This is a genomic window from Enterobacter sp. MGH 33 (assembly GCF_000534535.1).
GTDB lineage: Bacteria > Pseudomonadota > Gammaproteobacteria > Enterobacterales > Enterobacteriaceae > Enterobacter > Enterobacter hormaechei_C.
In genome coordinates, this window is the sequence record NZ_KI973212.1 from 3586037 (window position 1) to 3611310 (window position 25274).

Here is a 25274-nt window from a genome sequence, read left to right on the forward strand (position 1 = left end):
GCATGGATTTTATCTCATTGGGATGAGTTTATGAAAATTAAACAAAAAACATTTTGGGCACTCGCTGCCCTCTCTTTCTGCTGCCCTGCTATTGCCGCAGAAGATGCCCGGCCCGCTGAACATGACGATACCAAAACACCGGCAATAACCTCCCCATCATTTCGTTTTTATGGCGAGATGGGCGTCGGTGGGTATATGGATTTAGAAGGTCAGGATAAACATAAATACAGCGACGGCACTTATATTGAGGGCGGTCTGGAGATAAAACAGGGGAACTGGTTCGGCCTGATTTACGGCGAAGGCTGGACCGTACAGGCGGATCATCAGGGCAACGCCTGGGTGCCCGATCACAGCTGGGGCGGGTTTGAAGGTGGGATTAACCGCTTCTACGGCGGTTACAAAACCGATAACAGCACCGAGATCATGCTCAGCCTGCGCCAGGACTCGTCTCTCGATGACCTGCAATGGTGGGGCGATTTTACGCCGGATCTGGGTTATGTGATCCCCAACACCCGCGACATCTTGTACGCACTAAAGGTGCAAAACCTCTCCGGCAACCTGCGCTATAGCGTCACCGCCACGCCAGCGGGTCACCATGACGAAAGCAAGGCCTGGCTGCACTTCGGCAAATACGATCGTTATGACGACAAATATACCTATCCGGCAATGGCGAATGGCTATATTCAGTACGACATCATGAAAGATGTCACCTGGATGAACGGTCTTGAAATTACCGACGGTACAGGCCAGCTCTTTTTAACAGGCGTTTTGACACCCAACCTGGCGGCACGCGCGTGGCATCATACCGGACGGGCAGATGGACAGAACGTCTCCGGCACGGAGAGCGGATTTATGGTCAGCGCCATGGTGGAAGCCCTGAAAGGCGTTTATCTCTCCACTGCTTACAGCTACGCGAAACATCGTCCGGACGATGCGGCTGAAAAAACTACCTCGTTTATGCAGTTCGGGATCTGGTACGAGTACGGCGGCGGGCGTTTTGCCACCGCTGCCGACAGCCGCTTCTATATGAAAAATGCCTCCGGCGACCCGAGCGATCAGGTCTTCCTGATGCAATACTTCTACTGGTAAAAAGGATCTACCACCATGAAATACGTCCTCACGCCGCTGGCCTGCGCGCTGGCGCTCAGTTTTTCGGCTCACGCCGCCACCGCAACTGACTTCAAAAACGTCATCAACCGTACCGGCGCGCCGCTCTTCATGCAGGATTTCGACTACGACGACCACCAGCGGTTTAATCCCTTTTTTGATATGGGTGCCTGGCATGGGCATTTGCTGCCGGACGGGCCGCAGACCCAGGGCGGATTTCCCGGCGTAGCGCTGCTCACCGAAGAGTACATCAACTTTATGGCGACGAATTTTGATCGCCTGTCCGTTTACCAGAACGGTAAAAAAGTGGATTTCACCCTTGAAGCCTACAGCCTCCCTGGCGCGTTGGTGCAGAAACTGAGCGCCAGGGATGTTCAGATCGTGATGACGCTGCGCTTTGCTTCTGCGCGTACTTCGCTGCTTGAAACCCGTATTACCAGCAAAACGCCGCTGGAGCTGGTGTGGGACGGCGAGCTGCTGGAAAAACTGGAGGCCAAAGAGGGCAAGCCGCGTTCGGATAAAACCATCGACAGCGCATATCCTGATTATCAGCGTAAAATTGTAGCCACGCGCGACGGCCTGAAGGTGACCTTCGGCAAGTTACGCTCCACCTGGGATCTGCTCACCTCCGGCAGTTCCGAATATCAGTTACACCGCTCTCTTCCTGCCGAGACCACCGTTGACGGACATCGCTTTACCAGCCGGGCACAGATTTCCGGCAGCACCACGCTGTACACTACCTACTCCCATCTGCTGAACGCCGATGACGTCGCGCGTGAACAGCCGCAGATCCGCGACATTCTGGCGCGTCCGGCCTACTTTATGGCCGCCTCGCAAGCGCGCTGGGAGAGGTATTTACAACAAGGGTTAACCAACCCGCACGCGATTCCAGAACAAACGCGCGTGGCGGTGAAAGCCATCGAGACGTTGAACGGTAACTGGCGTTCGCCAGGCGGCGCGGTGCGTTTTAACACGGTGACGCCCTCCGTAACCGGACGCTGGTTCTCCGGCAACCAGACCTGGCCGTGGGACACCTGGAAACAGGCATTTGCCATGGCGCATTTCAACCCGGAGATCGCCAAAGAGAACATCCGCGCGGTCTTCTCCTGGCAGATCAAACCCGACGATCCGGTGCGCCCGCAGGATACCGGATTTGTGCCGGATTTAATCGCCTGGAACCTGAGCCCGGAACGAGGCGGCGACGGCGGTAACTGGAACGAGCGTAACACCAAGCCGAGCCTGGCGGCATGGTCGGTGATGGAGGTGTATAACACCACGCAGGATAAAGCCTGGCTTGCCGAGATGTATCCAAAACTGGTTGCCTATCACGACTGGTGGCTGCGTAACCGCGATCATAACGGCAACGGCGTGCCGGAGTACGGTGCGACGCGTGATAAGGCCCATAACACCGCTACCGGCGAGATGCTGTTCACGGTGAAAAAAGGTGATAAAGAAGAGTCGCTTTCCGGCCTGAATAACTACGCACGGATAATTGATAACGGCCAGTACGACAGCCTGGAGATCCCCGCGCAGGTGGCCGCCTCGTGGGAGTCCGGGCGCGATGATGCCGCCGTATTCGGATTTATCGATAAAGCGCAGCTGGATAATTACGTTGAAAACGGCGGGAAACGCAGCGACTGGACGGTTAAATTTGCCGAAAACAGGAGTAAAAAAGGCGATCTGTTAGGGTATTCCTTATTACAGGAGTCCGTTGACCAGGCAAGCTATATGTACAGCGACAATCACTATCTGGCGCAGATGGCGAGCCTGCTGGGTAAAGAGCAGGAGGCCAGCCACTATCGCCAGCTGGCAGATAAGCTCGCAACCTATATCAACACCTGCATGTTCGATGCGAAAAGCGGGTTTTACTATGACCTTCGTATCGAGGATAAGCCGCTGGCGAACGGCTGTGCGGGCAAACCTATCGTCGAGCGTGGTAAAGGGCCGGAAGGCTGGTCTCCGCTGTTTAACGGTGCCGCGACGCAGGAACATGCGGATGCCGTGGTCAAGGTGATGCTGGATCCGAAGGAGTTCAATACCTGGGTACCGCTCGGCACCGCCGCGCTGACAAACCCGGCGTTCGGCGCAGACATATACTGGCGCGGCCGGGTCTGGGTCGATCAGTTCTGGTTTGGACTAAAAGGCATGGAACGTTACGGCTATCGTGAGCAGGCGCAAACCCTCGCCGAAACCTTCTTTAAGCATGCTAAAGGGTTAACCTCGGACGGCCCGATTCAGGAGAACTATAACCCCCTGACCGGAGCACAGCAGGGCGCACCTAACTTCTCCTGGAGCGCGGCGCATTTGTATATGCTGTATAACGACTTTTTCCGTAAGAGCGATCGGTGATGCCCTCGTGCCCGGTGGCGGCTACGCCTTACCGGGTCTACGGTTCTAAAAAGTAGGCCGGGTAAGCGACAGCGCCACCCGGCAAAACCCTACCTTGTGATCCACAGCGTGGGCCAGGCATCTGGCCCATTCCAGTTATCACAGCTTGGCTCTTCCGCGTAGCGTACCAGGCGGAAGCGCTGGCCGTTAAAACGCCAGCGGGTCTGGATCCCACAGTCGCCAATCCCGCGTCCCAGCGCCAGCGTGGTCAGCTCGCGCGTTTTTTCGTCGAAGCTGGCATTCATCAGCTCCATGTCGCTACTCTGGCTGGAAGGGGTAAACGGCAGGCGCAATCTCACGCTCCTGGCCGAAAATGGTTTTTTACGCGACACCAGCCACGCCAGGTCGACGGTGTTGTACGCCCCCGCCTCACAGCTGATGATCATCAGCGCTTTGTCATCGGTCAGCGCGGTCACGCGCACTTCACGCCGGTTCGGATCGAGAGAGCACTGGCTATGGTTCATGCGCCAGGTACCGTAATCCAGCAGATCGTTGAGTTCGTTATGCGTCAGCGGCGTTGGCGTGGGGTTCACCACCGCCACCTTTTTTAATGCCGGCGCAGGCGGCACGCTCAGCGGTGGACTATCCCCTTTTTTAATCCACGCCGTTTCACTTCCGACGCGTTTTTGCTGGGCATCGATAAACAGCAGCGCCGCTTTCAGACCGGCCAGAGAAATTGTCTGCTTCCCCCCGCGCAGGGTCAGCGCCTGCCCTTCCTGAATGGTTTTCAGAAACGTGGTGATGGTGGACGTATCGTTTGTTTTAAGATGCCAGGGGGCTAACTGCCAGTGTTGCGACGTGAGTTTAAGCGGCACATTGTCGAGTAGCAGGCGCGGGGCGATGTCAGGCTCTTTCACCGGTGGCGCCGAAAGCCCGCCGAGATCGATGCGCAGGCAGGCGTCCGTTTTTGCCCCCGCACTGCGGCTCAGCGTCATGACCAGACCGCGATGCTCGCCGGTATTGCGCGCTACGCAGAAGTTCTGGTTATTGCAGGTCACCTGCCAGTCTGAAAAAGACTGCTGCGCAGGCGCAGCCCACACCAAAGGCGCGGGAAGCACGCAAATGAAGAAGAGAAGATAAACGCAGTAGCGCATGAACGGCACAGCCCCGGAAACGAATAGGTCAATCTGGGGCGTATCTTCGTGCCCAGGGCGGGCTGGCTCAATCGGATTTATCGGATAGATTTATCTGAAATACAACTTATCGCGCTTCCGCCGCCGCATTCATCAGCCCGCTGGTTTGCAGATACTGCAACAGGATCACCGCTTTACCGTCGCGGATCTCGCCGCGTTTCACCATGTCGACAGCCTGAGCGAAAGGCATTTCCAGCACTTCAATGTCTTCATCGTCCACGCCGCCGCCCCGGTGCGTGCGCTGAGCATCGGTATATTCCGCAATGAAGAAGTGAACCAGCTCGGTAACCCCGCCAGGGGACATAAACAGCTCAAAGACTTTCTGCACCGCACCCACTTCAAAACCCGTCTCCTCAATGGCTTCTTTGCGGATACACACTTCCGGCTCATCGTCATCAAGCAGACCTGCACAGGTTTCAATCAGACGTCCGTCCGCGTTGCCATTGACCCATGTCGCGATGCGAAACTGGCGGATCAGCACCACGCTTTGCTTTTCACGGTTATACAGCACGATGGTTGCACCATTGCCCCGGTCGTAGACTTCGCGTTTATGGCGAATGACGTCCCCGTTCTTACGGGTGAGATCGTAAGTGATGTTACGCAGGACAAAGTAATTTTCAGAAAGGATTTTGTCTTTAATAACGGTAATGTTCAGGGACATACGGGCTCCACGGCAAAATGAGTCTGTTTATACTACGCCGTGAAGCCCGCTTTGTCGCCCGTCTGCATTAATGCATGTTGCGCGGCGGCACGCCAAGCCAGTCCATGATCCCCTGCCCGGCATGACGCCCTTCCGCCATCGCGGTGACCACCAGATCCGCACCGCGTACCGCATCACCGCCAGCAAAAATCTGCGGATTCGAGGTCTGGTAGCGATAACGGCTCTCCACGGAGGCCCTGATGCGCCCCCAGTCGTCGGTGTCGACGCCCTGCGCCTGAAGCCACGGCATGGCGTGCGGATTAAAACCAAACGCCATGATCACCGCATCCGCTGGCATGACAAACTCACTGCCCGCCACCGGGACAGGACGCCGCCGCCCCTGCGCATCCGGCTCGCCCAGCCTGGTGCGCAGCATCCGGATACCGTTAACCTTCCCGTCGGTATCCAGCGTGAGCTCAACCGGCTGGACATTAAATTCAAACGCTGCGCCCTCTTCTTTCGCGTTTTTAACCTCTTTCTTTGAGCCCGGCATGTTGGCCTCGTCCCGCCGATAGGCGCAGGTTACTTTCGCCGCGCCATGCCGCAGCGCGGTGCGCACGCAGTCCATCGCCGTATCGCCCCCGCCGAGCACCACCACGTTTAAACCCTGTGTGTCGATAAACGGTTCGTCTGCGGCAGGATCAAGGCCCATCACGTTCCGCGTGTTTGCCACTAAAAACGGCAGCGCGTCGTACACGCCCGGCGCGTCTTCGTGAGGGATACCCGCTTTCATGGAACGATAGGTCCCTACGCCGATGAACAGGGCATCGTAGTCGTTTTGCAGTTGGGCCATCGACACGTCTTTTCCCACCTCGCAGTTCAGCTCGAAGCGGATGCCCATCGCGCTGAATATCTCTCTGCGCCGCGCTAACAGGGATTTATCCAGCTTGAAGGCCGGAATACCAAAGGTCAGCAATCCGCCGATTTCCGGATGGCGGTCGTAGACCGTCACGCCGACGCCGCTGCGCACCAGCACGTCGGCGCAGGCCAGCCCTGCCGGACCGGCGCCGATGATGGCGACGCGCTTACCGACCGGCTTAACGTGGCTGACGTCCGGCGTCCAGCCCATCGCCAGCGCCCGATCCGAGATATACCGTTCGATATTACCGATGGTTACTGCCCCTGACGCATCCCGCAGGGTGCAGGCGCCTTCACATAATCGATCCTGTGGGCAGACGCGGCCGGTAATTTCCGGTAAACAGTTAGTCTGGTGAGAAAGCTCAGCCGCACCGACGATATCCCCCGCCCCGATCCGCTCAATCCACTGGGGAATGTGGTTATGCAGCGGGCAGGTCCACTCGCAAATGCTATGCTCGCCACATTTCAGGCACCGGGATGCCTCACGCTGCGCCTGTTCCGGGCGAAACGGCAGGTAGATCTCGTTAAAATGGTATGCGCGTGCTTCGGGGCTGAGCTTATCCGGCTCACCGCGCGCCGGGGTGTTTTGCATCTGTTGCCGTTTGGTTTGCGGAGGGGCTGACTGAACCGCCTCGCTGTGCCACGGCAGCGCGTCCAGCCTTGCGCTGCGCTGTCGGCGCTGCTTAACCAGCTTATCCAGTACGGCTGGGGTGGCGAGCGTAAGCACCTCCGCCGGGCAGTTTTCCACGCAGGCCGGGCCTTGCGGCCTTTCCAGGCAGAGGTCGCATTTGTGCGCCGAGGCCTTTACGCTGTCGTTTTCCAGCGGGGCGATCAGCATGTCCATCGTGCCAAACGGACAGGCCACCACGCAGGCTTTACAGCCAATGCATTTTTGTTGATTGACCTGTACGCTGTCGCTGTGTTGCGTGATGGCTCCGTTCGGGCAGCTTTGCGCGCAGGGCGCGTTTTCACAGTGGTGGCAGGTCACGGGGCTTTTTCGCAAGCCTGAGGTAAGGACCGTAATGCGGGGATGAAAATGGCGCTCGCTCAGCGCGTGCTGCTCCCCGTTGTGCGCCATCACACAGGCAACTTCGCAGGCGCGACAACCGATACACTGTTGAGCGTTGGCCATAATAAAACGATTCATAACAACACCTGTTTTTGGTTCAATAACCTTGTTCTTTCTATTGTTATCGTATTTACCCACAGCGGCATGGCGACGCAATGTTCAAATGCCCAGGAAGCCGAACTATTTCCAGTGAACCTGTGGCAGATCAATTTAATTCAGGAAGCTGATGAGTGACCGTTAAACGCCCCGTATCGGGAAGCCTGGCTCGGGCTTTCTTTTCGATGATTGTCTTGTCCGTTCTGATCAGCGCCATTGCGCTGGTCACACTCGCCAGCAGCCAGCGCGACGCCGAGGCGATTAACATCGCCGGCTCGCTGCGTATGCAGAGCTACCGCCTGGGCTACGAAATGCAGCGCGCCGGCCCATCGCTGGCAGAGCACCGCGCGGTCTGGCAAAAAACGCTGAGCGCGCCTGCGTTGCAGAAGCTAAACCGCTGGTATGTGCCAGAGGACGTCAAACAGCGTTACCAGCAGTTGCACCTTGGCTGGCAGGAGATGGACACGCGCATCGCCAGCGGCGATACCGGATGGTATCAGAACCACATAGAGGATTTCGTGGGCCGGATAGATGCCTTTGTGCTGGCGCTACAGCACTACACCGAACATAAAATTCAGCTGGTGATTTTCATGTCGCTGACGGGTGGCCTGGGCATCCTGCTGCTGGCGGTGGTGACCCTGCGGCGCATCCGCCGTCAGGTTGTGCTGCCGCTGAATAATCTGGTGGCGGCGAGCGAGCGTATCGAACAGGGGCAATTCGACACTCCCGCGCCGGATACTACGCTTCCCAACGAGCTGGGCCAGCTTTCCCGCGCCTTCAACCATATGTCGGCGGAATTACACACCCTGTACCGTTCACTTGAGCGCTCCGTTGCTGAAAAAACCCGCCACCTGAATGAAGCGCATCAGCAGCTCGAAATGCTGTTTAAATGCTCACAGGCGTTGAATACCGGGCAGATAGACAGCCACTGTTTCCGGCATATTTTGCAGATTGTGCATGACTATACGCAGATGAATTACCTGCAATTGCGCACCAGTGACGACTGGCAGCTTTACGAAGGACAGGAGTCCCCGGGCGAGAAAATGCACAATTTACCGGTGTTAATGCAGGACACCCTGTACGGCGAACTGCGCTGGCAAAGCGCGACCGGGGATGTTCCGCTGCCGCTCATGGAAAGCGTGGCGACGATGCTGGGCCGGGGGCTCTATTTTAATCAGGCGCAGAAACATTATCAGCAGTTGCTGCTGATGGAGGAGCGCGCCACCATCGCGCGCGAGCTGCATGATTCGCTGGCGCAGGTGCTCTCCTATTTGCGTATTCAGCTTACGCTGCTGAAGCATGCCGTGCCCGGCGACAATGCTCCGGCGCAGACCATCATTACGGACTTCTCCCGCGAGCTGAATAATGCCTGGCATCAGCTACGCGAGCTGCTCACCACCTTCCGCCTGACGCTCAATCACGCCAATCTTCCTGCCGCGCTACAGGAGTCTCTCGACGGGTTGCAAAGCCAGACCCGCGCGAAGCTGGTGCTCGACTGCCGTCTCTCATCGCTGGCGCTGGACGCACAAAAACAGGTGCACCTCTTACAGATTGTGCGTGAGGCAGTGCTGAATGCGATTAAACATGCCGACGCCAGCGAGATTGTGGTCAGCTGCGTCACCATCGCGGACGGCACTCACACGGTCACGATCCGCGACAACGGCATTGGTATCGGCGACGCCAGTGAACCGCCGGGGCATTACGGGCTGAATATCATGCGCGAACGCGCGGGACGGCTCGGCGGGACATTACACTTTTCTCAGCCGCCACAGGGCGGGACACAGGTCAGCGTAACGTTCCAGACGCCTGCGGCCCAGGCTGAAAAATAGCGAGAAAGAAGGCGCGCTGAAAAAAGCGCATGATAATTTACATTATCTCCTTTATTTCTCCACGTTTGACCTGGGCCTTACCGCTAAAGTTAGGCGGGCAATAAACAATAATGACGTGCAGCAAAACGAGGTCACACTTTAATGGCGAATTTTTTCATCGATCGCCCCATTTTTGCCTGGGTGCTTGCAATCCTGTTGTGTCTGACGGGTGTCCTGGCGATTACGTCCCTTCCTGTTGAGCAATACCCTGACCTCGCGCCCCCCAACGTGCGTATCACGGCGAACTACCCTGGCGCCTCGGCACAGACGCTGGAAAATACCGTCACCCAGGTTATCGAGCAGAACATGACGGGTCTCGATAACCTGATGTACATGTCCTCACAGAGCAGCGCCACGGGCCAGGCGACGGTAACCCTGAGCTTTACGGCGGGCACGGATCCGGATGAAGCGGTGCAGCAGGTGCAAAACCAGCTGCAATCGGCCCTGCGTAAACTGCCTCAGGCAGTGCAGAACCAGGGGGTGACCGTGCGTAAAACCGGTGACACCAATATTTTGACCATCGCGTTTGTTTCAACCGATGGCTCAATGGATAAGCAGGACATCGCGGACTACGTCGCCAGTAATATTCAGGACCCGCTCAGCCGTATCAACGGCGTGGGTGATATCGACGCCTACGGCTCGCAGTACTCCATGCGTATCTGGCTGGATCCCAACAAGCTGAACAGCGTGCAGATGACCGCCAAAGATGTCACCGACGCTATCGAATCGCAGAACGCCCAGATTGCCGTGGGGCAGCTCGGCGGTACGCCGTCCGTGGACAACCAGGCGCTTAACGCCACCATCAACTCCCAGTCGCTGCTCCAGACACCTGAACAGTTCCGCAATATCACGCTACGCGTGAATCAGGACGGTTCGGAAGTGCGTCTGGGGGATGTCGCCACCGTGGAAATGGGGGCGGAAAAATATGACTACCTGAGCCGCTTCAACGGCAATGCCGCGTCCGGGCTGGGGGTGAAACTGGCCTCCGGCGCCAACGAAATGGCGACCGCGCAGCGGGTGCTAGAGCGTCTGGATGAGCTGTCGCATTTCTTCCCGCACGGACTGGAGTACAAAGTCGCCTACGAAACCACCTCGTTCGTAAAAGCCTCCATCGAAGATGTGGTGAAAACCCTGCTCGAAGCTATCGCGCTGGTGTTCCTCGTGATGTACCTGTTCCTGCAAAACTTCCGCGCTACGCTGATCCCCACTATTGCGGTGCCGGTGGTGCTGCTGGGTACCTTTGCGGTGCTGTATGCCTTCGGTTACAGCATCAACACCCTGACCATGTTCGCCATGGTGCTGGCCATCGGTCTGCTGGTGGATGATGCCATCGTGGTGGTGGAAAACGTTGAGCGCATCATGAGCGAGGAAGGGCTTTCGCCCCGCGAGGCCACGCGCAAATCGATGGGACAAATTCAGGGCGCGCTGGTCGGTATCGCCATGGTGCTGTCGGCGGTATTTATCCCGATGGCGTTTTTTGGCGGCACCACGGGCGCGATTTATCGCCAGTTCTCGATCACCATCGTCTCTGCAATGGTGCTCTCCGTACTGGTGGCGATGATCCTTACCCCTGCCCTGTGCGCGACGCTGCTGAAACCGCTGCATAAGGGCGAACACCACGGTCAAAAAGGCTTCTTCGGCTGGTTTAACCGCATGTTTAACCGCAATGCGGCGCGCTATGAAGCGGGCGTGGGTAAAGTACTGCACCGCAGCGTGCGCTGGATGGTGGTTTATGTCCTGCTGCTCGGCGGCATGGTCTTCCTGTTCCTGCGGCTGCCAACCTCGTTCCTGCCGCTGGAAGATCGCGGCATGTTTATCACCTCCGTACAGTTACCCAGCGGCTCGACCCAGCAGCAGACCCTGAAAGTGGTGCAGAAGGTTGAGAACTACTTCCATACTCAGGAGAAAGACAACGTGGTCTCCGTCTTCTCCACCGTCGGCTCTGGCCCTGGCGGTAACGGGCAGAACGTGGCGCGTATGTTTGTGCGCCTGAAAGACTGGGACCAGCGCGACAGCGATACCGGCTCCTCCTTTGCCATCATTGAACGTGCAACCAAAGCGTTCAACAAAATCAAGGAAGCGCGCGTTTTCGCCAGCAGCCCGCCCGCCATCAGCGGCCTGGGCAGCTCAGCCGGGTTTGATATGGAGCTTCAGGATCACGCGGGTGCCGGGCATGACGCGTTGATGGCTGCTCGCGACAAGCTGCTGGAGCTGGCCGGGAAAGATCCGCAGCTTACCCGCGTTCGTCATAACGGTCTGGATGACAGTCCCCAGCTACAGGTGGATATTGACCAGCGTAAAGCGCAGGCGCTGGGCGTCTCCATCGACGACATTAACGACACCCTGCAAACGGCATGGGGCTCAAGCTACGTGAATGACTTTATGGATCGCGGCCGCGTGAAGAAGGTCTACGTTCAGTCTGCCGCCAAATACCGCATGCTGCCGGACGATATCAACCGCTGGTATGTGCGCAATAACACCGGCGGCATGGTGCCGTTCTCGGCATTTGCGACGTCACGCTGGGAGACCGGTTCACCGCGTCTGGAGCGTTACAACGGCTATTCGGCGCTGGAGATTGTTGGTGAAGCCGCGCCGGGCGTCAGTACCGGTACCGCAATGGACATTATGGAAAAACTGGTTCAGCAGTTACCGACCGGCTTTGGCCTGGAGTGGACAGCGATGTCCTACCAGGAACGGCTTTCCGGCGCTCAGGCGCCTGCCCTGTATGCCCTTTCGCTGCTGGTAGTGTTCCTCTGTCTGGCGGCGCTGTATGAAAGCTGGTCAGTGCCGTTCTCGGTGATGCTGGTGGTACCTCTCGGGGTCATCGGAGCGCTGCTGGCAACCTGGATGCGCGGCCTGGAAAATGATGTCTATTTCCAGGTCGGACTCCTCACCGTAATCGGATTGTCGGCGAAAAACGCCATTCTGATCGTCGAATTTGCCAATGAGATGAATGCCAAAGGTCACGAACTGATGGCCGCCACGCTGCACGCCTGTCGTCAGCGCCTGCGCCCGATCCTGATGACTTCTCTGGCGTTTGTGTTTGGCGTCCTGCCGATGGCCACCAGCTCCGGCGCAGGCTCCAGCAGCCAGCACGCGGTGGGAACGGGCGTTATGGGGGGAATGATTTCGGCGACGATTCTGGCTATCTATTTCGTACCGCTGTTCTTTGTGCTGGTACGCCGTCGTTTCCCGCTGAAGGATAAGCCGGAATAACACGTTGAAATAAAAAAGGCGGCTTTACAGGCCGCCTTTTTATTGTGTGATTCTTTCACACTATGGTTATTTTAGTTAATTAAGTGCTCTTGCATTTCTTACCGGAAATTCATTTACGAAGCATGCCTTCGATAAAATCTTTCCAGTTCCCCAGTTCACGTTCAATCATAACAACCTCTCTTATTATTATGTGCATTCTACGAAAACGTATCATCATTGTGAAGCCACTTTAACCGATTGCTGTGATTGAGCCCCGCTGTGCTGGTAGGTTTAGGATCACTATGAGCGTTGTCGGGTAAATTTTATGTGACCTACAGCAATATTTTGAAATAGTCGGAAAAATGACAGCATTTTTAATTTCCCCCTGAGTTTATTGGCAATTTAAACAGGGTGGACAACTATGCTTAAAAGATGAAAGACTATTCAGCTTACAGCTGTTCGTTGAATTATGGAGAATTGTAAATCCCGAAAAATTCCGAATGTGTTATATTCCACTTAAGGATATATCTTCGAAAATATTGAACATTTAATCCACAAAAGAACAAAAGGATTCACTATGATTGTGATGTACGGCATTAAGAATTGCGACACGATTAAAAAAGCCCGCCGCTGGCTGGAAGCACACAACATCGACTATCGCTTCCACGATTACCGTGCCGACGGGCTTGACCCCGCGTTTCTCCATTCCGCCATCAACGAACTGGGGTGGGAAGCGCTACTGAATACCCGCGGGACCACCTGGCGAAAACTGGATGAATCTCTCCGGACCACGATCAACGACGCCGACAGCGCAGCCAAACTGATGCTTGAAATGCCGGCAATCATCAAACGCCCATTGCTCTGCAAGCCAGGTCAGCCTATGCTGCTGGGTTTCAGTGAAACCCTTTATTCAGATTTATTCGTTGAGGTGTAGTCTATGTCATGCCCGGTCATTGAGCTGACTCAGCAGCTTATTCGCCGTCCTTCCCTTAGCCCGGACGACGCAGGTTGTCAGGCATTAATGATTGAGCGCCTCCGTGCCATCGGTTTTACCGTGGAGCATATGGATTTTGGCGATACGCAGAACTTCTGGGCATGGCGCGGTCAGGGAGAGACGCTGGCGTTTGCCGGACATACTGACGTAGTTCCCGCAGGCGACGCAGACCGCTGGATCAACCCGCCTTTTGAGCCGACCATCCGCGACGGCATGCTTTTCGGACGCGGCGCTGCGGACATGAAAGGTTCTCTGGCTGCGATGGTCGTGGCGGCAGAGCGTTTCGTCGCCCAGCATCCGAACCATAAAAACCGTCTTGCGTTTTTGATTACCTCCGATGAAGAAGCCAGCGCCCACAACGGCACCGTGAAGGTCGTTGAGGCGCTGATGGCGCGCAATGAACGTCTGGACTACTGTCTGGTGGGCGAACCGTCCAGCACCGAAGTGGTTGGCGATGTGGTGAAAAATGGCCGCCGTGGATCCCTGACCTGTAATTTGACTATTCATGGCGTGCAGGGCCACGTTGCCTATCCGCACCTGGCGGAGAACCCGGTACACCGCGCCGCGCCGATGCTGAACGAACTGGTAGGCATTGAATGGGATAAAGGCAACGAATTTTTCCCGCCAACCAGCATGCAGATAGCCAACATCAAGGCTGGCACCGGCAGCAACAACGTCATTCCCGGCGATCTCTTCGTCCAGTTTAACTTCCGCTTCAGCACCGAACTGACCGACGAGATGATCAAAGCGCGCGTGATTGCGCTGCTCGAGAAATATCAGCTGCGCTATACCCTCGACTGGTGGCTGTCTGGCCAGCCGTTCCTGACGCAGCGCGGTAAACTGGTGGATGCGGTGGTGAACGCCATTGCGCACTATAATGAAATTAAGCCACAACTGCTGACAACGGGCGGCACGTCTGACGGACGCTTTATCGCCCGCATGGGCGCACAGGTTGTCGAACTGGGTCCGGTTAACGCGACGATTCACAAAATCAATGAATGCGTGAACGCTGCCGATTTACAACTGCTGGCCCGCATGTATCAACGTATTATGGAGCAGCTCGTCGCCTGACGGGTGCTTAAAGAGGATTAGCGAATGGACTGGCTTTCAAAGTACTGGTGGATTCTGGTGTTGGTATTTCTGGTAGGCGTGCTGCTTAACGTGATTAAAGATCTCAAGCGCGTTGACCACAAAAAGTTCCTTGCCAACAAACCGGATCTTCCGCCGCACCGTGATTTTAACGACAAGTGGGACGATGAAGACGACTGGCCGAAGAAGGACCAGAAGAAGTAATCGCTCTGTTTCCCCTCTCCCTAAAGAGAGGGGGACACCTCACATAAACTCGACGATATCATCGTCATTCGGCTTACCGCCGCTGAGCGCTTCATCAAAGTAGTGCTTCGGTACGGTATAACGCAGATGATCGAGCGCGAACTGCATGCTGCGATCGTCAATGGCATGCCCCAGATCGTCTACGATATCCAGCGTCACATCTCCGCCCTCGCGCATCAGCGTCTCCTGGGCAGCAACCGCATGCGAAAGCTCAATTACCCGGTCTTCCCCTCCATGAATGAGATGGATCGTGGTCTGCGTGGTCGCGCTTTGCGGTAACGTCGCAAAACGCCCGTTAAAGGCAATCACGCGGGACACCAGTCCGGGCTGCGCTTTTACGCTTTCCAGCGACATGATTGAGCCCTGAGAGAAGCCAATCAGCGCCGTTGCGTCGGCGCCTACGCCGCTCTGCTGCTGCCAGTAACGCACGGTATCGATAAAGGCTGGCATAGCGGCATCAATACGCGCCTGACGATTCTCCTCCGTCACGCCCTCGACGGAAAACCACTGCCGCCCGTCCGGACCGCACGGCTCCACGCCGCCGATGCTGACGATCAGCGCCTGTGGGAAAACGGGTGCAAACCAGCTGCCAATCTGTCCCATATTGACGGCATTGTCGCCCACGCCATGAAACAGAAGCAGGAGCTGTTTAGCAGGTGTATCCGGGCTTTGCACAACAAAATGGTCATGTTTCATGGCGATCTCCTTAATTGGTAAGCAGGATTTTACGCCTCTGCGGGGTAATGACCATGCCACTTTACTGAAGAAGTCATTGAAAAAATTGCCATTGCAAAATGTCGGCTTTCAGCTGCTGGCTACGGGAGTAATCAAGCCTTTCAAGCGCGTGAGCGGTTTCCTCGCGTAGCTTCGCCAGCAACGCTTTGCGCCCGAAATCGTGCGTATTCCCTTCCATTTTCCCCCGCAGCGCCGGGAGCGGCATGTCCACGGCTAACAACAACCGCGTCAGCGCCGCAACCGAAGTTGAAAACGCCCGGTGAGCAAAGGCAAACCCCGCCAGCTCCAGCCAGTCGTCACTATTAAGGGTAGCTTCCCATGCATCCGTCACCGGGATCTTTTCGCCATTCCAGGCCGACAGGACGCGCATATCACGACATAACCGCTGATGCGCCTGTTCGCAGAGCTGATGCCCCGCCTCGCTCAGCGGCAGCAACGCCATCGCCGTATAGCACCCGCTGCTGGCTTCCCGGTGGCTGCCCATTCGCACCAGCACAAACCCGCACTGCCGCCAGAAACGCCACAGCTCGTCGGTATAGCCAAAGCTGACCGAGAGATAATCTTCTCCGCTGGCACTGCGGATCAGCCGCTGGCCGATGCCTTCCCGCTGGCGATGGGGATGAACCGCAATGCGGCTGACGCGTCGGCCTTTCAGCGTCGCCGCGAGCGGCGAGCCGCCGTGCGCTGCCAGCGACTGCGCCACCAGATTTCCACGCGGCCGACGAAAGCCCGCCCAGACTGCGCGGCTAAGTGCAGGGGGTAATCCCCCCTCCTCCACCAGCCAGAGCGCGCCCGCGATCTCCGCGCCCGCCTGAGCAACAGCAAAGTGCTGGCCGGGGGCGTCCATCATCCGGCGTAAATCGAGGGGTGACGTCCGGTAGTGCGCGGCGCAAAGCAGTTCATACACGCCTGCCCCGCGCGTCGGATCGCTCTCCCACATCCCGGGCTCCAGCGACGTTAAACGTACCTCGCCTTCCGGTTTGCGATCGATAAGCGCATCGTCGAACAGCAGCGCGTTCGCCACTATCCGCTCAAGGGGACATCCGGCAGCCCAGCGAACTGGCGTGGATAAGGTATAACGCCGCAGCCCGCTGAACCGGGCGCAGAACTTCAGCAGGAATCCCCTGCCCGTGCCTTCATAACCCTGCACCGTGGTGGTCAGCAACACGCGGGGAAAGCGCGACGCCAGCTTCTCCAGCAGCGGGCCGGGGATGGCGGCCGCCTCATCGACAATCAGCCAGTCAGCTTCTGTTGTGGAGGCCAGCAGCGCATCCGGGGCCATAAAGTGAAAATGTTCCCCGGCGAAACGCGCGATGACATCCGTCGCCCCTTTTGCCGGTGCCGTCACGACTGCACTCCCCTGAATGCCGTTGAGCAACATGCCCGCCAGGGCGGACTTTCCGCGTCCGCGCGGTGCCGTCACGGCGGCCACGCCCGCAGGCATGGTCAGAAGAGCGTCGAGGATCTCAGCTTGCTCGCGCTGCGGTTCACCGCTGGCGGGCTGCCAGGCGGGTAAAACTGGCGCAACGGGAAGGCACAGAGGACGATGTTGATGCCAGACGATGGCATCTGAATCGGCGTCAAGCGTCCGGCAAAAGTGGTGAACAAAGTGCGGGGTGGCGATCGGCTCGGCGCTGTCGCTCCAGCGTAGAGAATCCGCGTCGGGCCTGTTAGCCCAGACGGAGAACGGCGGCACCAGCAGAATCAGAAGGCTTCCGGCGCGCAGGGTCCCGCTGAGGGCGGCGAAGGCCGAGACGTCAAACCCGCGACGCGCGTCAAAAACGGCGTGAAGGTATTCACGTCCCAGCAGGCCGCTGATGGTCTTAGAGGGGTTTTCCTCCAGCCACAGCCAGTCTCCTGGTAACGTATCGCGCAGGATGGTCGCCTGGCTCAACGTCCACGCTTCATCGCCGCTGAGCACCACCAGCCGGCGGTGCCCGGTACGCTGAAGCTGGTTGACCAGCTGTTCAAACCCCAACATCACATAGCTTTGCCGAAGGTATTACACTGCGACGGGTTGCCGCTGTCGAAGCCACGCTTAAACCAGCTGTAGCGCTGCTCCGAGGTGCCATGGGTAAAGCTGTCTGGCACAACGCGCCCCTGGCTCTGCTGCTGCAAGCGATCGTCACCAATCGCCTGTGCGGCATTCAGGGCCTCTTCCAGATCGCCTGTTTCCAGCACGCCCTGCTGCTGCATGCTGTGTCCCCAGACGCCAGCGAAGCAGTCGGCCTGAAGCTCCATGCGTACGGACAGACGATTCACCTCCGCCTGAGAAGCATTCTGCTGCATCTGACGCACTTTAGGCTCAATACCGAGGAGCTTCTGCACGTGGTGGCCGACTTCATGCGCGATCACGTAGCCCTGGGCAAAATCGCCGTCGGCGCCCAGCTTGCTTTTCATGTCGTCATAGAAGGAGAGATCGATATAGACGGTGCTGTCCGCCGGGCAGTAGAACGGCCCCATAACGGACTGCCCGGTGCCGCAGCCGGTGCGGGTTGCGCCCCGGTACATCACCAGTTTTGGCGGCTGATAAGTCCGCCCCATTTTCTCGAACTGCTGACCCCAGGTATCTTCGGTCGTCGCGAGAATAACGGAAGTAAATTTCGCCGCTTCATCTTCATTCGGGCTGATGGAGCGCTGAGAATACTGCTGCTGTTGCCCGGTTTCACCGGTCATCAAACCGGTCAGGTCGACGCCGTAGTAGCCCGCCACCAGCACGACGACCAGCAGAATAATGCCGCCCTTGCCGCTGGGTAACCGGAAACCTGGCCCGCCCATAGACGGACCACCGCCACCACTGCTGCGTCTGTCTTCTACGTTGTCACTTTCACGACGCCCTTGCCAGCGCATAAACACCTCGAACTATTCCATTTATAATAGCTATGATCGTAGGCGGTTAATGAAAGGATTACCATAGTAAACAAGGATAAGACGCCAAAGGATGCCAACATCCTTTGGCAAATGCGCAGTTTAGTCGAGCTTAACGCCTAAACGGTGAGCAACCGCTTCGTACGCTTCGACCACGCCACCCAGACTCTGGCGGAAACGGTCTTTGTCCATTTTATCCAGCGTCTCTTTGTCCCACAGGCGGCTGCCGTCCGGCGAGAATTCGTCGCCCAGCACCACTTCGCCCTTGTACAGACCGAACTCCAGCTTGAAGTCGACCAGGATCAGGCCCGCGTCATCAAACAGCTTTTTCAGCACGTCATTGGCTTTGTAGGTCAGTTCCTGCATGCGCGCCAGGTTCTCTTTGCTTACCCAGCCGAAGGTTTCGCAGTAGGATTCGTTGACCATCGGGTCATGCATGGCGTCGTTTTTCAGGAACAGATCGAACAGCGGTGGATTCAGTTCGATACCCTCTTCAATGCCCAGACGCTTCACCAGGGAGCCTGCGGCACGGTTACGGATCACGCACTCAACCGGCACCATATCCAGTTTTTTTACCAGACATTCCGTATCGGACAGCAACGCTTCCATCTGAGTCGGGATACCGGCTTCGGCCAGTTTGGTCATAATGAAGTGGTTGAACTTGTTGTTCACCATGCCCTTACGATCGAACTGCTCAATGCGTGCGCCGTCTCCTGCTGACGTATCATTGCGGAATTCGAGCACCAACAGATCCGGGTTTTCCGTGCTGTATACGGTTTTCGCTTTGCCACGATACAACTCAGCTTGCTTCTGCATCTTCATTACTCCTGGTGTGATGATTTGTATTCAAAACTGGCCATATTATGCCACGCACACGTTTGCGTAGCACGAAAATAAAAAGGGCTGGATTAACCAGCCCTCACTATTATTTGCTGAATGCGGCCTGGAAGGCAGCGACCAGCGCATCGTTCTGCGCCTGGGTCAGCGTGTGTCCTTTCGGATCGATAAATTGCAGGCTGCTGCGGTTATCGAGGTCGCCAACCTGGATTTTGTAGTCACCGGAAGGCAGCTGTGGATCGCTTGCCCCCAGCTCCTGCCAGGCGCTATCAGACAGCGGCTTATAGGTCGCTGTGATGCTGCCCGTTGAACGGGTGCTGTCGGTCACCTTCATGCCCACTTTTTCAAGCGTTGCTGGCAGGCGCTGCCAGGTCTGATTAAACGGCGCACGCACCACCAGCATTGGCAGGCCGGTATCGTCTGCACCGCTCTGCACATCAAACGTTGAACCGTTACGGTTCTGCGCGGCGTTTGCGGCATCGGTAGCGTTTTTATCCAGACCTGCGGCAATCACGTTCAGCATTTCAGTGCTGTAGCGCTGCATGGCGGCCGGATCGGCAACCGGTTTACCTGCCTGCTCAAGATTCAACAGCTTGACGGTAACCGCCTGCTGATAACCCTGCGGCTTAACGGAGACTTGATAACGACCACGATACTGCTGGTCTTCATCGAGACGGTTCCACTCAATCCAGTCGGTGGTTAAGGTCTGGCTGGCGTCGTCGCGTTTATCAATCGTATAGTTTTTCGACTGAATAATGCTCACAACCTGCGGCCACAGCGTGGTACCGCGTGCGCTTTCCACCAGCAGAGAGGCCGTATCACCGGTAAACTGCGTGCGCGCGCCACTCACCAGCGCCAGAGGCTGAGCCGGCGGACGAATATCAAGCGCTTTACCCACCAGGCCACTGCCGTTGGTAACCGGAATATTATAATCACCGTTCTGGATCGGCAGGATCATGCCGGCAGGCGCGTGAAGTTCAGCAAGCGGCGGCGCATCCAGATAGGATTCATCACCGCTCACCTGGCGCTTGTAGCGCGAGTCTGAACTACAGGCAGCGAGGAGCATAACAAGCGAAACACCCGCAACCTTCGCCAGGCGCGACTTCTGTACTGAATAAGCCATCAAATCTCCCTAAACTTTACAGCAAACCGGCATGCTTCAGCGCGCCAGCGACAATTTCACGACCGTGGTCGGTAATCGGTGTCATTGGCAGACGCAGCGTGTCGGTTGCTACAAGCCCCAACTCCTTACATGCCCATTTCACTGGGATCGGATTGGGTTCGACAAATAATTTATTGTGCAACGGCATCAGACGCTGATTAATCACGCGAGCTTCATCAAAGTGACCGGCTGCGGCCAGTTTGCACATGTCAGCCATATCACGCGCCGCCACGTTCGCCGTAACGGAAATCACGCCATTACCACCGAGCTGCATAAAGTCCAGCGCTGTCGCATCATCACCGCTCAACAGGATAAAGTCGTCTGAAACCAGCTCTTTGATCTGATGAACGCGGCTTAAGTTCCCTGTCGCCTCTTTAATCCCGATAATATTTTTTACTTTCGAGAGACGGCCAACGGTTTCCGGCAGCATATCGCAACCGGTACGGGACGGCACATTATACAGAATTTGTGGCAAGTCAGTATGTTCAGCGATGGCTTTGAAATGCTGGAACAAACCTTCCTGAGTAGGACGGTTGTAATAAGGGGTCACCGTCAGGCAGCCGACAATGCCGCTGTCGTTAAAACGCTGAGTCAGGCTAATCGCTTCTGCCGTTGCGTTTGCGCCCGTCCCCGCGATGACCGGAATACGCCCGTCCGCCAGTTCCAGGGTCAGCATCACAACGTCGCCGTGCTCTTCGTGGCTCAGCGTAGCGGATTCACCGGTAGTCCCTACCGAAACGATCGCCGAGGTTCCATTGGCGACATGGTAATCAATGAGCTTCTTCATGCTTGACCGGCAGACATTACCTTTTTCATCCATCGGTGTAACAAGCGCGACAATACTTCCCGTGAACATGAGCCATCCTCTGTGCGAACAAGAGCCTCAATGTTACGTTTGGAACTGTAATAAAAGCAAGCGACCTGAGGCTCTCAGGCGGTTGTATGCATGTTTTTTTTATGCTTTCCTTAGGAAGACTTAACCACGCAAAGGAAGAACAGGTTTGACAACCTCATCACAACATTACCTGGTTATCACTGCGCTGGGTGCTGACAGGCCGGGTATCGTGAATACCATCACTCGCCACGTGAGCAGCTGCGGCTGCAACATCGAAGATAGCCGGCTGGCTATGCTTGGCGAAGAGTTCACGTTCATCATGCTGCTTTCCGGAACATGGAATGCCATTACCCTCATCGAATCTACCCTGCCGCTGAAAGGCGCAGAGCTGGATTTACTGATTGTGATGAAGCGCACCACCGCGCGCCCGCGTCCGGCTCTGCCTGCCACGGTCTGGGTACAGGTTGAAGTGCCTGATTCACCTCATCTGATTGAACGTTTTACGGCGCTGTTTGACAGCCATCAGATGAACATTGCCGAACTGGTTTCCCGCACGCAGCCGGGCGATGAAAACGCAATCCCGACGCTGTTTATTCAAATTACCGCACACAGCCCTGCCTCGCAGGATGCGTCAAATATCGAGCAAGCGTTCAAAGCCCTCTGTACAGAATTACACGCGCAAGGCAGTATAAGCGTCGTCGATTATTCGCAGCACGAACAGGATGGAGTTGAGTAATGAACCCACTGAAAGCCGGTGATATCGCACCGAAATTTAGCTTACCGGATCAAGACGGCGAGCAAGTAAATTTGACCGACTTCCAGGGACAGCGTGTTCTGGTCTATTTCTACCCGAAAGCCATGACCCCGGGCTGTACCGTACAGGCCTGCGGTCTACGCGACAACATGGATGAGTTGAAAAAGGTCGGTGTGGAAGTGCTGGGCATCAGCACCGATAAGCCAGAGAAGCTGTCACGCTTTGCGGAAAAAGAGCTGCTGAACTTCACGCTGCTTTCCGATGAAGACCACCAGGTTTGCGAGCAGTTTGGCGTCTGGGGTGAGAAGTCCTTTATGGGCAAAACGTACGACGGTATTCACCGCATCAGTTTCCTGATTGACGCTGACTGTAAAGTTGAGCACGTGTTTGATGATTTCAAAACCAGCAACCACCACGACGTGGTGTTGAAGTGGCTGAAAGAGAACGCGTGATCATTTTAGTGCCGGGTGGCGCTGCGCTTACCCGGGCTACAAGGTAAATGCAAAACGGTAGCATGCGCTACCGTTTTTAGTGTTTGCCCCCTCTCCCCGCGGGAGAGGGTTGGGGTGAGGGCATCAGCCCGCACTAAATCTACTTCTCTTCCACCGCTGGCACGTCCGGCCACGCGTGGACCACGGCTTTAATCAGCGTCGCCAGCGGAATGGCGAAGAATACCCCCCAGAATCCCCACAGCCCGCCGAAAATCACCACTGACAGGATAATCACCAGCGGATGCAGGTTAACTGCTTCTGAGAACAGCACCGGTACCAGCAGGTTCCCGTCCAGTCCCTGAATAATCAGGTATACGGCGAAACAGCTCCAGAACTCCGTACCCAGACCAAACTGGAACAGCGCCACACCGACTACCGGAATGGTCACCACAAACGCGCCGATATACGGGATCAGAACCGAGAATCCGACCAGCACCGCCAGCAGCAGCGAGTAGTTCAGTCCGAAGATCACGAAGCCAATCCAGGTCGCCACGCCCACCACAATCATCTCCAGCACTTTGCCGCGAATGTAGTTGGTGATCTGCTGGTTCATCTCCTGCCAGACCTGACCGGCGAGACCGCGATTGCGCGGCAGCACGCGGCGCACCGCGTTCAGCATCTGCTCTTTATCTTTGACCAGGAAGAACACCATTAGCGGCACGAGAACAAGGTAAACCGCCAGCGTCAGCAGGCCTACCAGCGAGGCCAGAGAGTATTTCACCACCGAGTCACCCATGGTCATGATGCGGGCGCGCATGTTTTCGGCCATCGCATCGATGATCCCGGCGTCCATCAGCGCAGGATAGCGGCGCGGCAGCGTGGCGGCAAAATCAGACAGTTTATTCAGCATGCCGGGCATATCGCGGATCAGGTAGATCCCCTGTTGCCAGGCGATGGGCATCACCACGAAGGACATCAGCAGCAGAATGCCGACAAACAGCACCAGAACAATGCTGGTCGCCCAGCGGCGGGAACAGCCGATATGTTCCAGACGCGCGGTGGGCCACTCCAGCAGATACGCCAGCACAATCGCCACCAGTAGCGGCGCCAGCAGGCCACTAAAGAAGAACAGGATACCGAATCCGGCAACCAGAATGACCAGCAAAGCAATGGCTTCCGGGTCGCTAAACCGACGCCGATACCACTGCATTAACATTTCGAGCATACAACCCTTCCCTGAATCGAATGGCGGGAGTGAGACGGTGAATTGTATCTAACTGTCACAAAAAAGACTTTCCTTTTTGTTTCACTGTCAGGTTTCGCAAAACCCTGATGAATGGGATTTTCTTCATCTCTTAACACGGCTACACTCGCAGAGCAGCGGAGATGAACGTTATGCGGGTTCATCGGTCAAATTAGCACATCCAACATACAGGACAGTGGTTATGTTCAGGCAGTTGAGAAAAACACTGGTTGCGACACTGATTGCCGCCGTGACGGTGGGTCAGGTGTTGCCCGCTTTCGCTGACTCGTCCGATTCATTGCCGGACATGGGCACCACGGCAGGAAGCACGCTCTCCATCGGGCAGGAGATGCAGATGGGTGATTATTACGTACGCCAGTTGCGCGGCAGTGCTCCGCTGATTAACGACCCTTTGCTGGTGCAATACATTAACGGCCTGGGGATGCGTCTGGTGGCGCACGCCGACTCGGTAAAAACGCCCTTCCACTTCTATTTAATCAATAACGACGAAATCAACGCCTTCGCTTTCTTTGGCGGGAACGTGGTGCTGCATTCGGCGTTGTTCCGTTATTCCGATAACGAAAGCCAGCTGGCGTCCGTCATGGCGCACGAAATTTCGCACGTCACCCAGCGCCATCTGGCGCGTGCGATGGAAGATCAGAAGCGTAACGCCCCGCTAACCTGGGTGGGCGCGCTGGGCTCTATTCTGCTGGCGATGGCCAGCCCGCAGGCCGGGATGGCGGCGCTTACCGGGACGCTGGCGGGGACGCGTCAGGGGATGATCAGCTTTACCCAGCAGAATGAGCAGGAAGCAGACCGCATCGGCATTCAGGTTTTACAGCGTTCCGGCTTTGACCCGCAGGCCATGCCGAGCTTCCTGGAAAAACTGCTCGACCAGGCACGCTACTCGTCGCGCCCGCCTGAAATTCTGTTGACCCACCCGCTGCCGGAAAGCCGCCTCTCGGATGCGCGTAACCGTGCCAACCAGATGCGTCCGGTCGTGGTGCAGTCTTCGCAGGATTTCTACATGGCCAAAGTGAGAACGCTTGGCATGTACAACTCCGGACGTAATCAGCTCACCAGCGATCTGCTGGACGCGCTGGCGAAAGGCAACGTGCGCGAGAAAAACGCGGCGCAGTATGGTCAGGCGCTCCAGGCGATGGAGGCCAGCAAATACGATGAAGCGCGAAAAGCGCTACAGCCGCTGCTGGCGGCGGCGCCTGACAATCCGTGGTATCTCGACCTCGCCACCGATATCGATCTGGGGCAGAAAAAAGCGACCGATGCGATTAATCGCCTGAAAGGGGCGAAAGATCTTCGTAATAATCCAGTATTGCAGCTTAACCTGGCGAACGCCTACCTACAGGGCGGCCAGCCCGGCGAGGCGGTGACCATTCTGAACCGCTACACCTTTAACAATAAAGATGACCAGAACGGCTGGGAGCTGCTCGCCCAGGCCCAGGGGCAACTGGGTAACCGCGATCAGGAGCTGGCCGCGCGTGCGGAAGGTCTGGCGCTGGCGGGTCGTCTCGATCAGGCCATTTCCCTGCTGAGCAGCGCCAGCTCGCAGGTGAAGCTTGGCAGCCTGCAACAGGCCCGCTACGATGCGCGAATCGACCAGCTGCGCGGCCTGCAACAACGCTTTAAGCCGTACGAGAAGATGTAATAA

At 56.7% G+C, this 25274-nt stretch carries 21 protein-coding genes; 10 read left to right on the forward strand and 11 right to left on the reverse strand.

Annotation, left to right across the window (positions count from 1 at the left end; all coding sequences use genetic code 11):
• Positions 1-30 precede the first annotated feature (30 nt).
• Both ygjJ and ygjK read left to right on the forward strand, forming a co-directional pair.
• Complete coding sequence (ygjJ, locus tag L379_RS07350) at positions 31-1089, forward strand: protein YgjJ (protein WP_017692955.1); 1059 nt, start codon at positions 31-33, stop codon at positions 1087-1089.
• Positions 1090-1104: 15 nt separating this feature from the next.
• Positions 1105-3456 carry an alpha-glucosidase gene (ygjK, locus tag L379_RS07345; protein WP_032654396.1) on the forward strand — a complete coding sequence of 784 codons (2352 nt, stop codon included), beginning with the start codon at positions 1105-1107 and terminating at the stop codon, positions 3454-3456.
• Between the two features lie 89 nt (positions 3457-3545).
• Here the strand turns inward: ygjK and L379_RS07340 are convergent, their stop codons facing one another.
• The 3 genes from L379_RS07340 to aegA form a co-directional block, all read right to left on the reverse strand.
• On the reverse strand, positions 3546-4589 hold the full coding sequence (locus L379_RS07340) for a DUF1176 domain-containing protein (RefSeq protein ID WP_032654398.1): 1044 nt from the start codon (positions 4587-4589) through the stop codon (positions 3546-3548).
• A gap of 106 nt (positions 4590-4695) precedes the next feature.
• A complete protein-coding gene (gene nudK / locus L379_RS07335) occupies positions 4696-5289 on the reverse strand; it encodes a GDP-mannose pyrophosphatase NudK (RefSeq protein ID WP_015572208.1) in 594 nt (197 codons plus the stop codon).
• A 67-nt stretch (positions 5290-5356) separates the two neighbouring features.
• Positions 5357-7333: a formate-dependent uric acid utilization protein AegA gene (gene aegA / locus L379_RS07330; RefSeq protein ID WP_071992886.1), complete on the reverse strand. Its 1977-nt coding sequence runs from the start codon at positions 7331-7333 to the stop codon at positions 5357-5359.
• A 152-nt stretch (positions 7334-7485) separates the two neighbouring features.
• Between aegA and narQ the strand changes: the two genes are divergently transcribed.
• Both narQ and acrD read left to right on the forward strand, forming a co-directional pair.
• Positions 7486-9180, forward strand: a complete 1695-nt coding sequence (narQ, locus tag L379_RS07325; protein WP_023304187.1) for a nitrate/nitrite two-component system sensor histidine kinase NarQ — start codon at positions 7486-7488, stop codon at positions 9178-9180.
• A 141-nt stretch (positions 9181-9321) separates the two neighbouring features.
• A complete protein-coding gene (gene acrD / locus L379_RS07320) occupies positions 9322-12435 on the forward strand; it encodes a multidrug efflux RND transporter permease AcrD (protein WP_017383494.1) in 3114 nt (1037 codons plus the stop codon).
• A gap of 109 nt (positions 12436-12544) precedes the next feature.
• Here the strand turns inward: acrD and ypfM are convergent, their stop codons facing one another.
• Entirely contained in the window at positions 12545-12604 is a 60-nt protein-coding gene (ypfM, locus tag L379_RS25925; protein WP_015572204.1) for a protein YpfM, read from the reverse strand.
• 387 nt (positions 12605-12991) lie between these two features.
• On the opposite strand from ypfM, the gene L379_RS07315 reads away from it, so the two are divergent.
• The 3 genes from L379_RS07315 to L379_RS07305 are packed head-to-tail and all read left to right on the forward strand — an operon-like array spanning position 12992 to position 14701.
• Entirely contained in the window at positions 12992-13348 is a 357-nt protein-coding gene (locus tag L379_RS07315) for an ArsC family reductase (protein WP_017383495.1), read from the forward strand.
• A 3-nt stretch (positions 13349-13351) separates the two neighbouring features.
• Positions 13352-14479, forward strand: coding sequence for a succinyl-diaminopimelate desuccinylase (gene dapE / locus L379_RS07310; protein ID WP_032654405.1), 1128 nt, complete (start codon positions 13352-13354; stop codon positions 14477-14479).
• A gap of 24 nt (positions 14480-14503) precedes the next feature.
• Entirely contained in the window at positions 14504-14701 is a 198-nt protein-coding gene (locus tag L379_RS07305) for a YpfN family protein (RefSeq protein ID WP_000383991.1), read from the forward strand.
• A 39-nt stretch (positions 14702-14740) separates the two neighbouring features.
• On the opposite strand, the gene ypfH is transcribed toward L379_RS07305, so the two are convergent.
• From ypfH to dapA, 6 genes are all read right to left on the reverse strand, one after another.
• Entirely contained in the window at positions 14741-15436 is a 696-nt protein-coding gene (gene ypfH, locus L379_RS07300) for an esterase (protein ID WP_032654407.1), read from the reverse strand.
• Positions 15437-15509: 73 nt separating this feature from the next.
• Positions 15510-17456, reverse strand: coding sequence for a tRNA(Met) cytidine acetyltransferase TmcA (locus tag L379_RS07295; RefSeq protein ID WP_032654409.1), 1947 nt, complete (start codon positions 17454-17456; stop codon positions 15510-15512).
• A complete protein-coding gene (locus tag L379_RS07290) occupies positions 17456-18325 on the reverse strand; it encodes a KPN_02809 family neutral zinc metallopeptidase (protein ID WP_001303362.1) in 870 nt (289 codons plus the stop codon). Before L379_RS07290 ends, L379_RS07295 begins: the two co-directional genes overlap by 1 nt.
• A 120-nt stretch (positions 18326-18445) precedes the next feature.
• Positions 18446-19159 (reverse strand): phosphoribosylaminoimidazolesuccinocarboxamide synthase, encoded by a 714-nt coding sequence (gene purC, locus L379_RS07285; protein ID WP_001171626.1) that lies wholly within the window; start codon positions 19157-19159, stop codon positions 18446-18448.
• A gap of 109 nt (positions 19160-19268) precedes the next feature.
• A complete protein-coding gene (gene bamC, locus L379_RS07280) occupies positions 19269-20303 on the reverse strand; it encodes an outer membrane protein assembly factor BamC (RefSeq protein WP_032654411.1) in 1035 nt (344 codons plus the stop codon).
• Between the two features lie 16 nt (positions 20304-20319).
• Positions 20320-21198: a 4-hydroxy-tetrahydrodipicolinate synthase gene (gene dapA, locus L379_RS07275; protein ID WP_003860542.1), complete on the reverse strand. Its 879-nt coding sequence runs from the start codon at positions 21196-21198 to the stop codon at positions 20320-20322.
• Between the two features lie 145 nt (positions 21199-21343).
• Between dapA and L379_RS07270 the strand changes: the two genes are divergently transcribed.
• Both L379_RS07270 and bcp read left to right on the forward strand, forming a co-directional pair.
• Entirely contained in the window at positions 21344-21913 is a 570-nt protein-coding gene (locus tag L379_RS07270) for a glycine cleavage system transcriptional repressor (protein ID WP_000213743.1), read from the forward strand.
• Entirely contained in the window at positions 21913-22383 is a 471-nt protein-coding gene (gene bcp, locus L379_RS07265) for a thioredoxin-dependent thiol peroxidase (RefSeq protein WP_032654413.1), read from the forward strand. Before L379_RS07270 ends, bcp begins: the two co-directional genes overlap by 1 nt.
• 139 nt (positions 22384-22522) lie before the next feature.
• Here bcp and L379_RS07260 read toward each other — a convergent pair whose 3' ends face one another.
• Entirely contained in the window at positions 22523-23587 is a 1065-nt protein-coding gene (locus L379_RS07260) for an AI-2E family transporter (protein ID WP_003860546.1), read from the reverse strand.
• A 220-nt stretch (positions 23588-23807) separates the two neighbouring features.
• Between L379_RS07260 and bepA the strand changes: the two genes are divergently transcribed.
• Positions 23808-25271 carry a beta-barrel assembly-enhancing protease gene (gene bepA, locus L379_RS07255; RefSeq protein ID WP_015572197.1) on the forward strand — a complete coding sequence of 488 codons (1464 nt, stop codon included), beginning with the start codon at positions 23808-23810 and terminating at the stop codon, positions 25269-25271.
• Positions 25272-25274: the final 3 nt, after the last annotated feature.

Excerpts from the sequence above, each read along its gene's own strand:
- L379_RS07315 (WP_017383495.1), top strand. The coding sequence starts at position 12,992 with ATGATTGTGATGTACGGCATTAAGAATTGCGACACGATTAAAAAAGCC.
- nudK (WP_015572208.1), bottom strand. The coding sequence starts at position 5,289 with ATGTCCCTGAACATTACCGTTATTAAAGACAAAATCCTTTCTGAAAAT.
- bamC (WP_032654411.1), bottom strand. The coding sequence starts at position 20,303 with ATGGCTTATTCAGTACAGAAGTCGCGCCTGGCGAAGGTTGCGGGTGTT.
- ypfH (WP_032654407.1), bottom strand. The coding sequence starts at position 15,436 with ATGAAACATGACCATTTTGTTGTGCAAAGCCCGGATACACCTGCTAAA.
- bepA (WP_015572197.1), top strand. The coding sequence starts at position 23,808 with ATGTTCAGGCAGTTGAGAAAAACACTGGTTGCGACACTGATTGCCGCC.
- ygjJ (WP_017692955.1), top strand. The coding sequence starts at position 31 with ATGAAAATTAAACAAAAAACATTTTGGGCACTCGCTGCCCTCTCTTTC.
- ygjK (WP_032654396.1), top strand. The coding sequence starts at position 1,105 with ATGAAATACGTCCTCACGCCGCTGGCCTGCGCGCTGGCGCTCAGTTTT.
- aegA (WP_071992886.1), bottom strand. The coding sequence starts at position 7,333 with ATGAATCGTTTTATTATGGCCAACGCTCAACAGTGTATCGGTTGTCGC.
- acrD (WP_017383494.1), top strand. The coding sequence starts at position 9,322 with ATGGCGAATTTTTTCATCGATCGCCCCATTTTTGCCTGGGTGCTTGCA.
- L379_RS07295 (WP_032654409.1), bottom strand. The coding sequence starts at position 17,456 with ATGTTGGGGTTTGAACAGCTGGTCAACCAGCTTCAGCGTACCGGGCAC.
- L379_RS07305 (WP_000383991.1), top strand. The coding sequence starts at position 14,504 with ATGGACTGGCTTTCAAAGTACTGGTGGATTCTGGTGTTGGTATTTCTG.
- L379_RS07290 (WP_001303362.1), bottom strand. The coding sequence starts at position 18,325 with ATGCGCTGGCAAGGGCGTCGTGAAAGTGACAACGTAGAAGACAGACGC.
- L379_RS07260 (WP_003860546.1), bottom strand. The coding sequence starts at position 23,587 with ATGCTCGAAATGTTAATGCAGTGGTATCGGCGTCGGTTTAGCGACCCG.
- dapE (WP_032654405.1), top strand. The coding sequence starts at position 13,352 with ATGTCATGCCCGGTCATTGAGCTGACTCAGCAGCTTATTCGCCGTCCT.
- purC (WP_001171626.1), bottom strand. The coding sequence starts at position 19,159 with ATGCAGAAGCAAGCTGAGTTGTATCGTGGCAAAGCGAAAACCGTATAC.
- bcp (WP_032654413.1), top strand. The coding sequence starts at position 21,913 with ATGAACCCACTGAAAGCCGGTGATATCGCACCGAAATTTAGCTTACCG.
- L379_RS07340 (WP_032654398.1), bottom strand. The coding sequence starts at position 4,589 with ATGCGCTACTGCGTTTATCTTCTCTTCTTCATTTGCGTGCTTCCCGCG.
- dapA (WP_003860542.1), bottom strand. The coding sequence starts at position 21,198 with ATGTTCACGGGAAGTATTGTCGCGCTTGTTACACCGATGGATGAAAAA.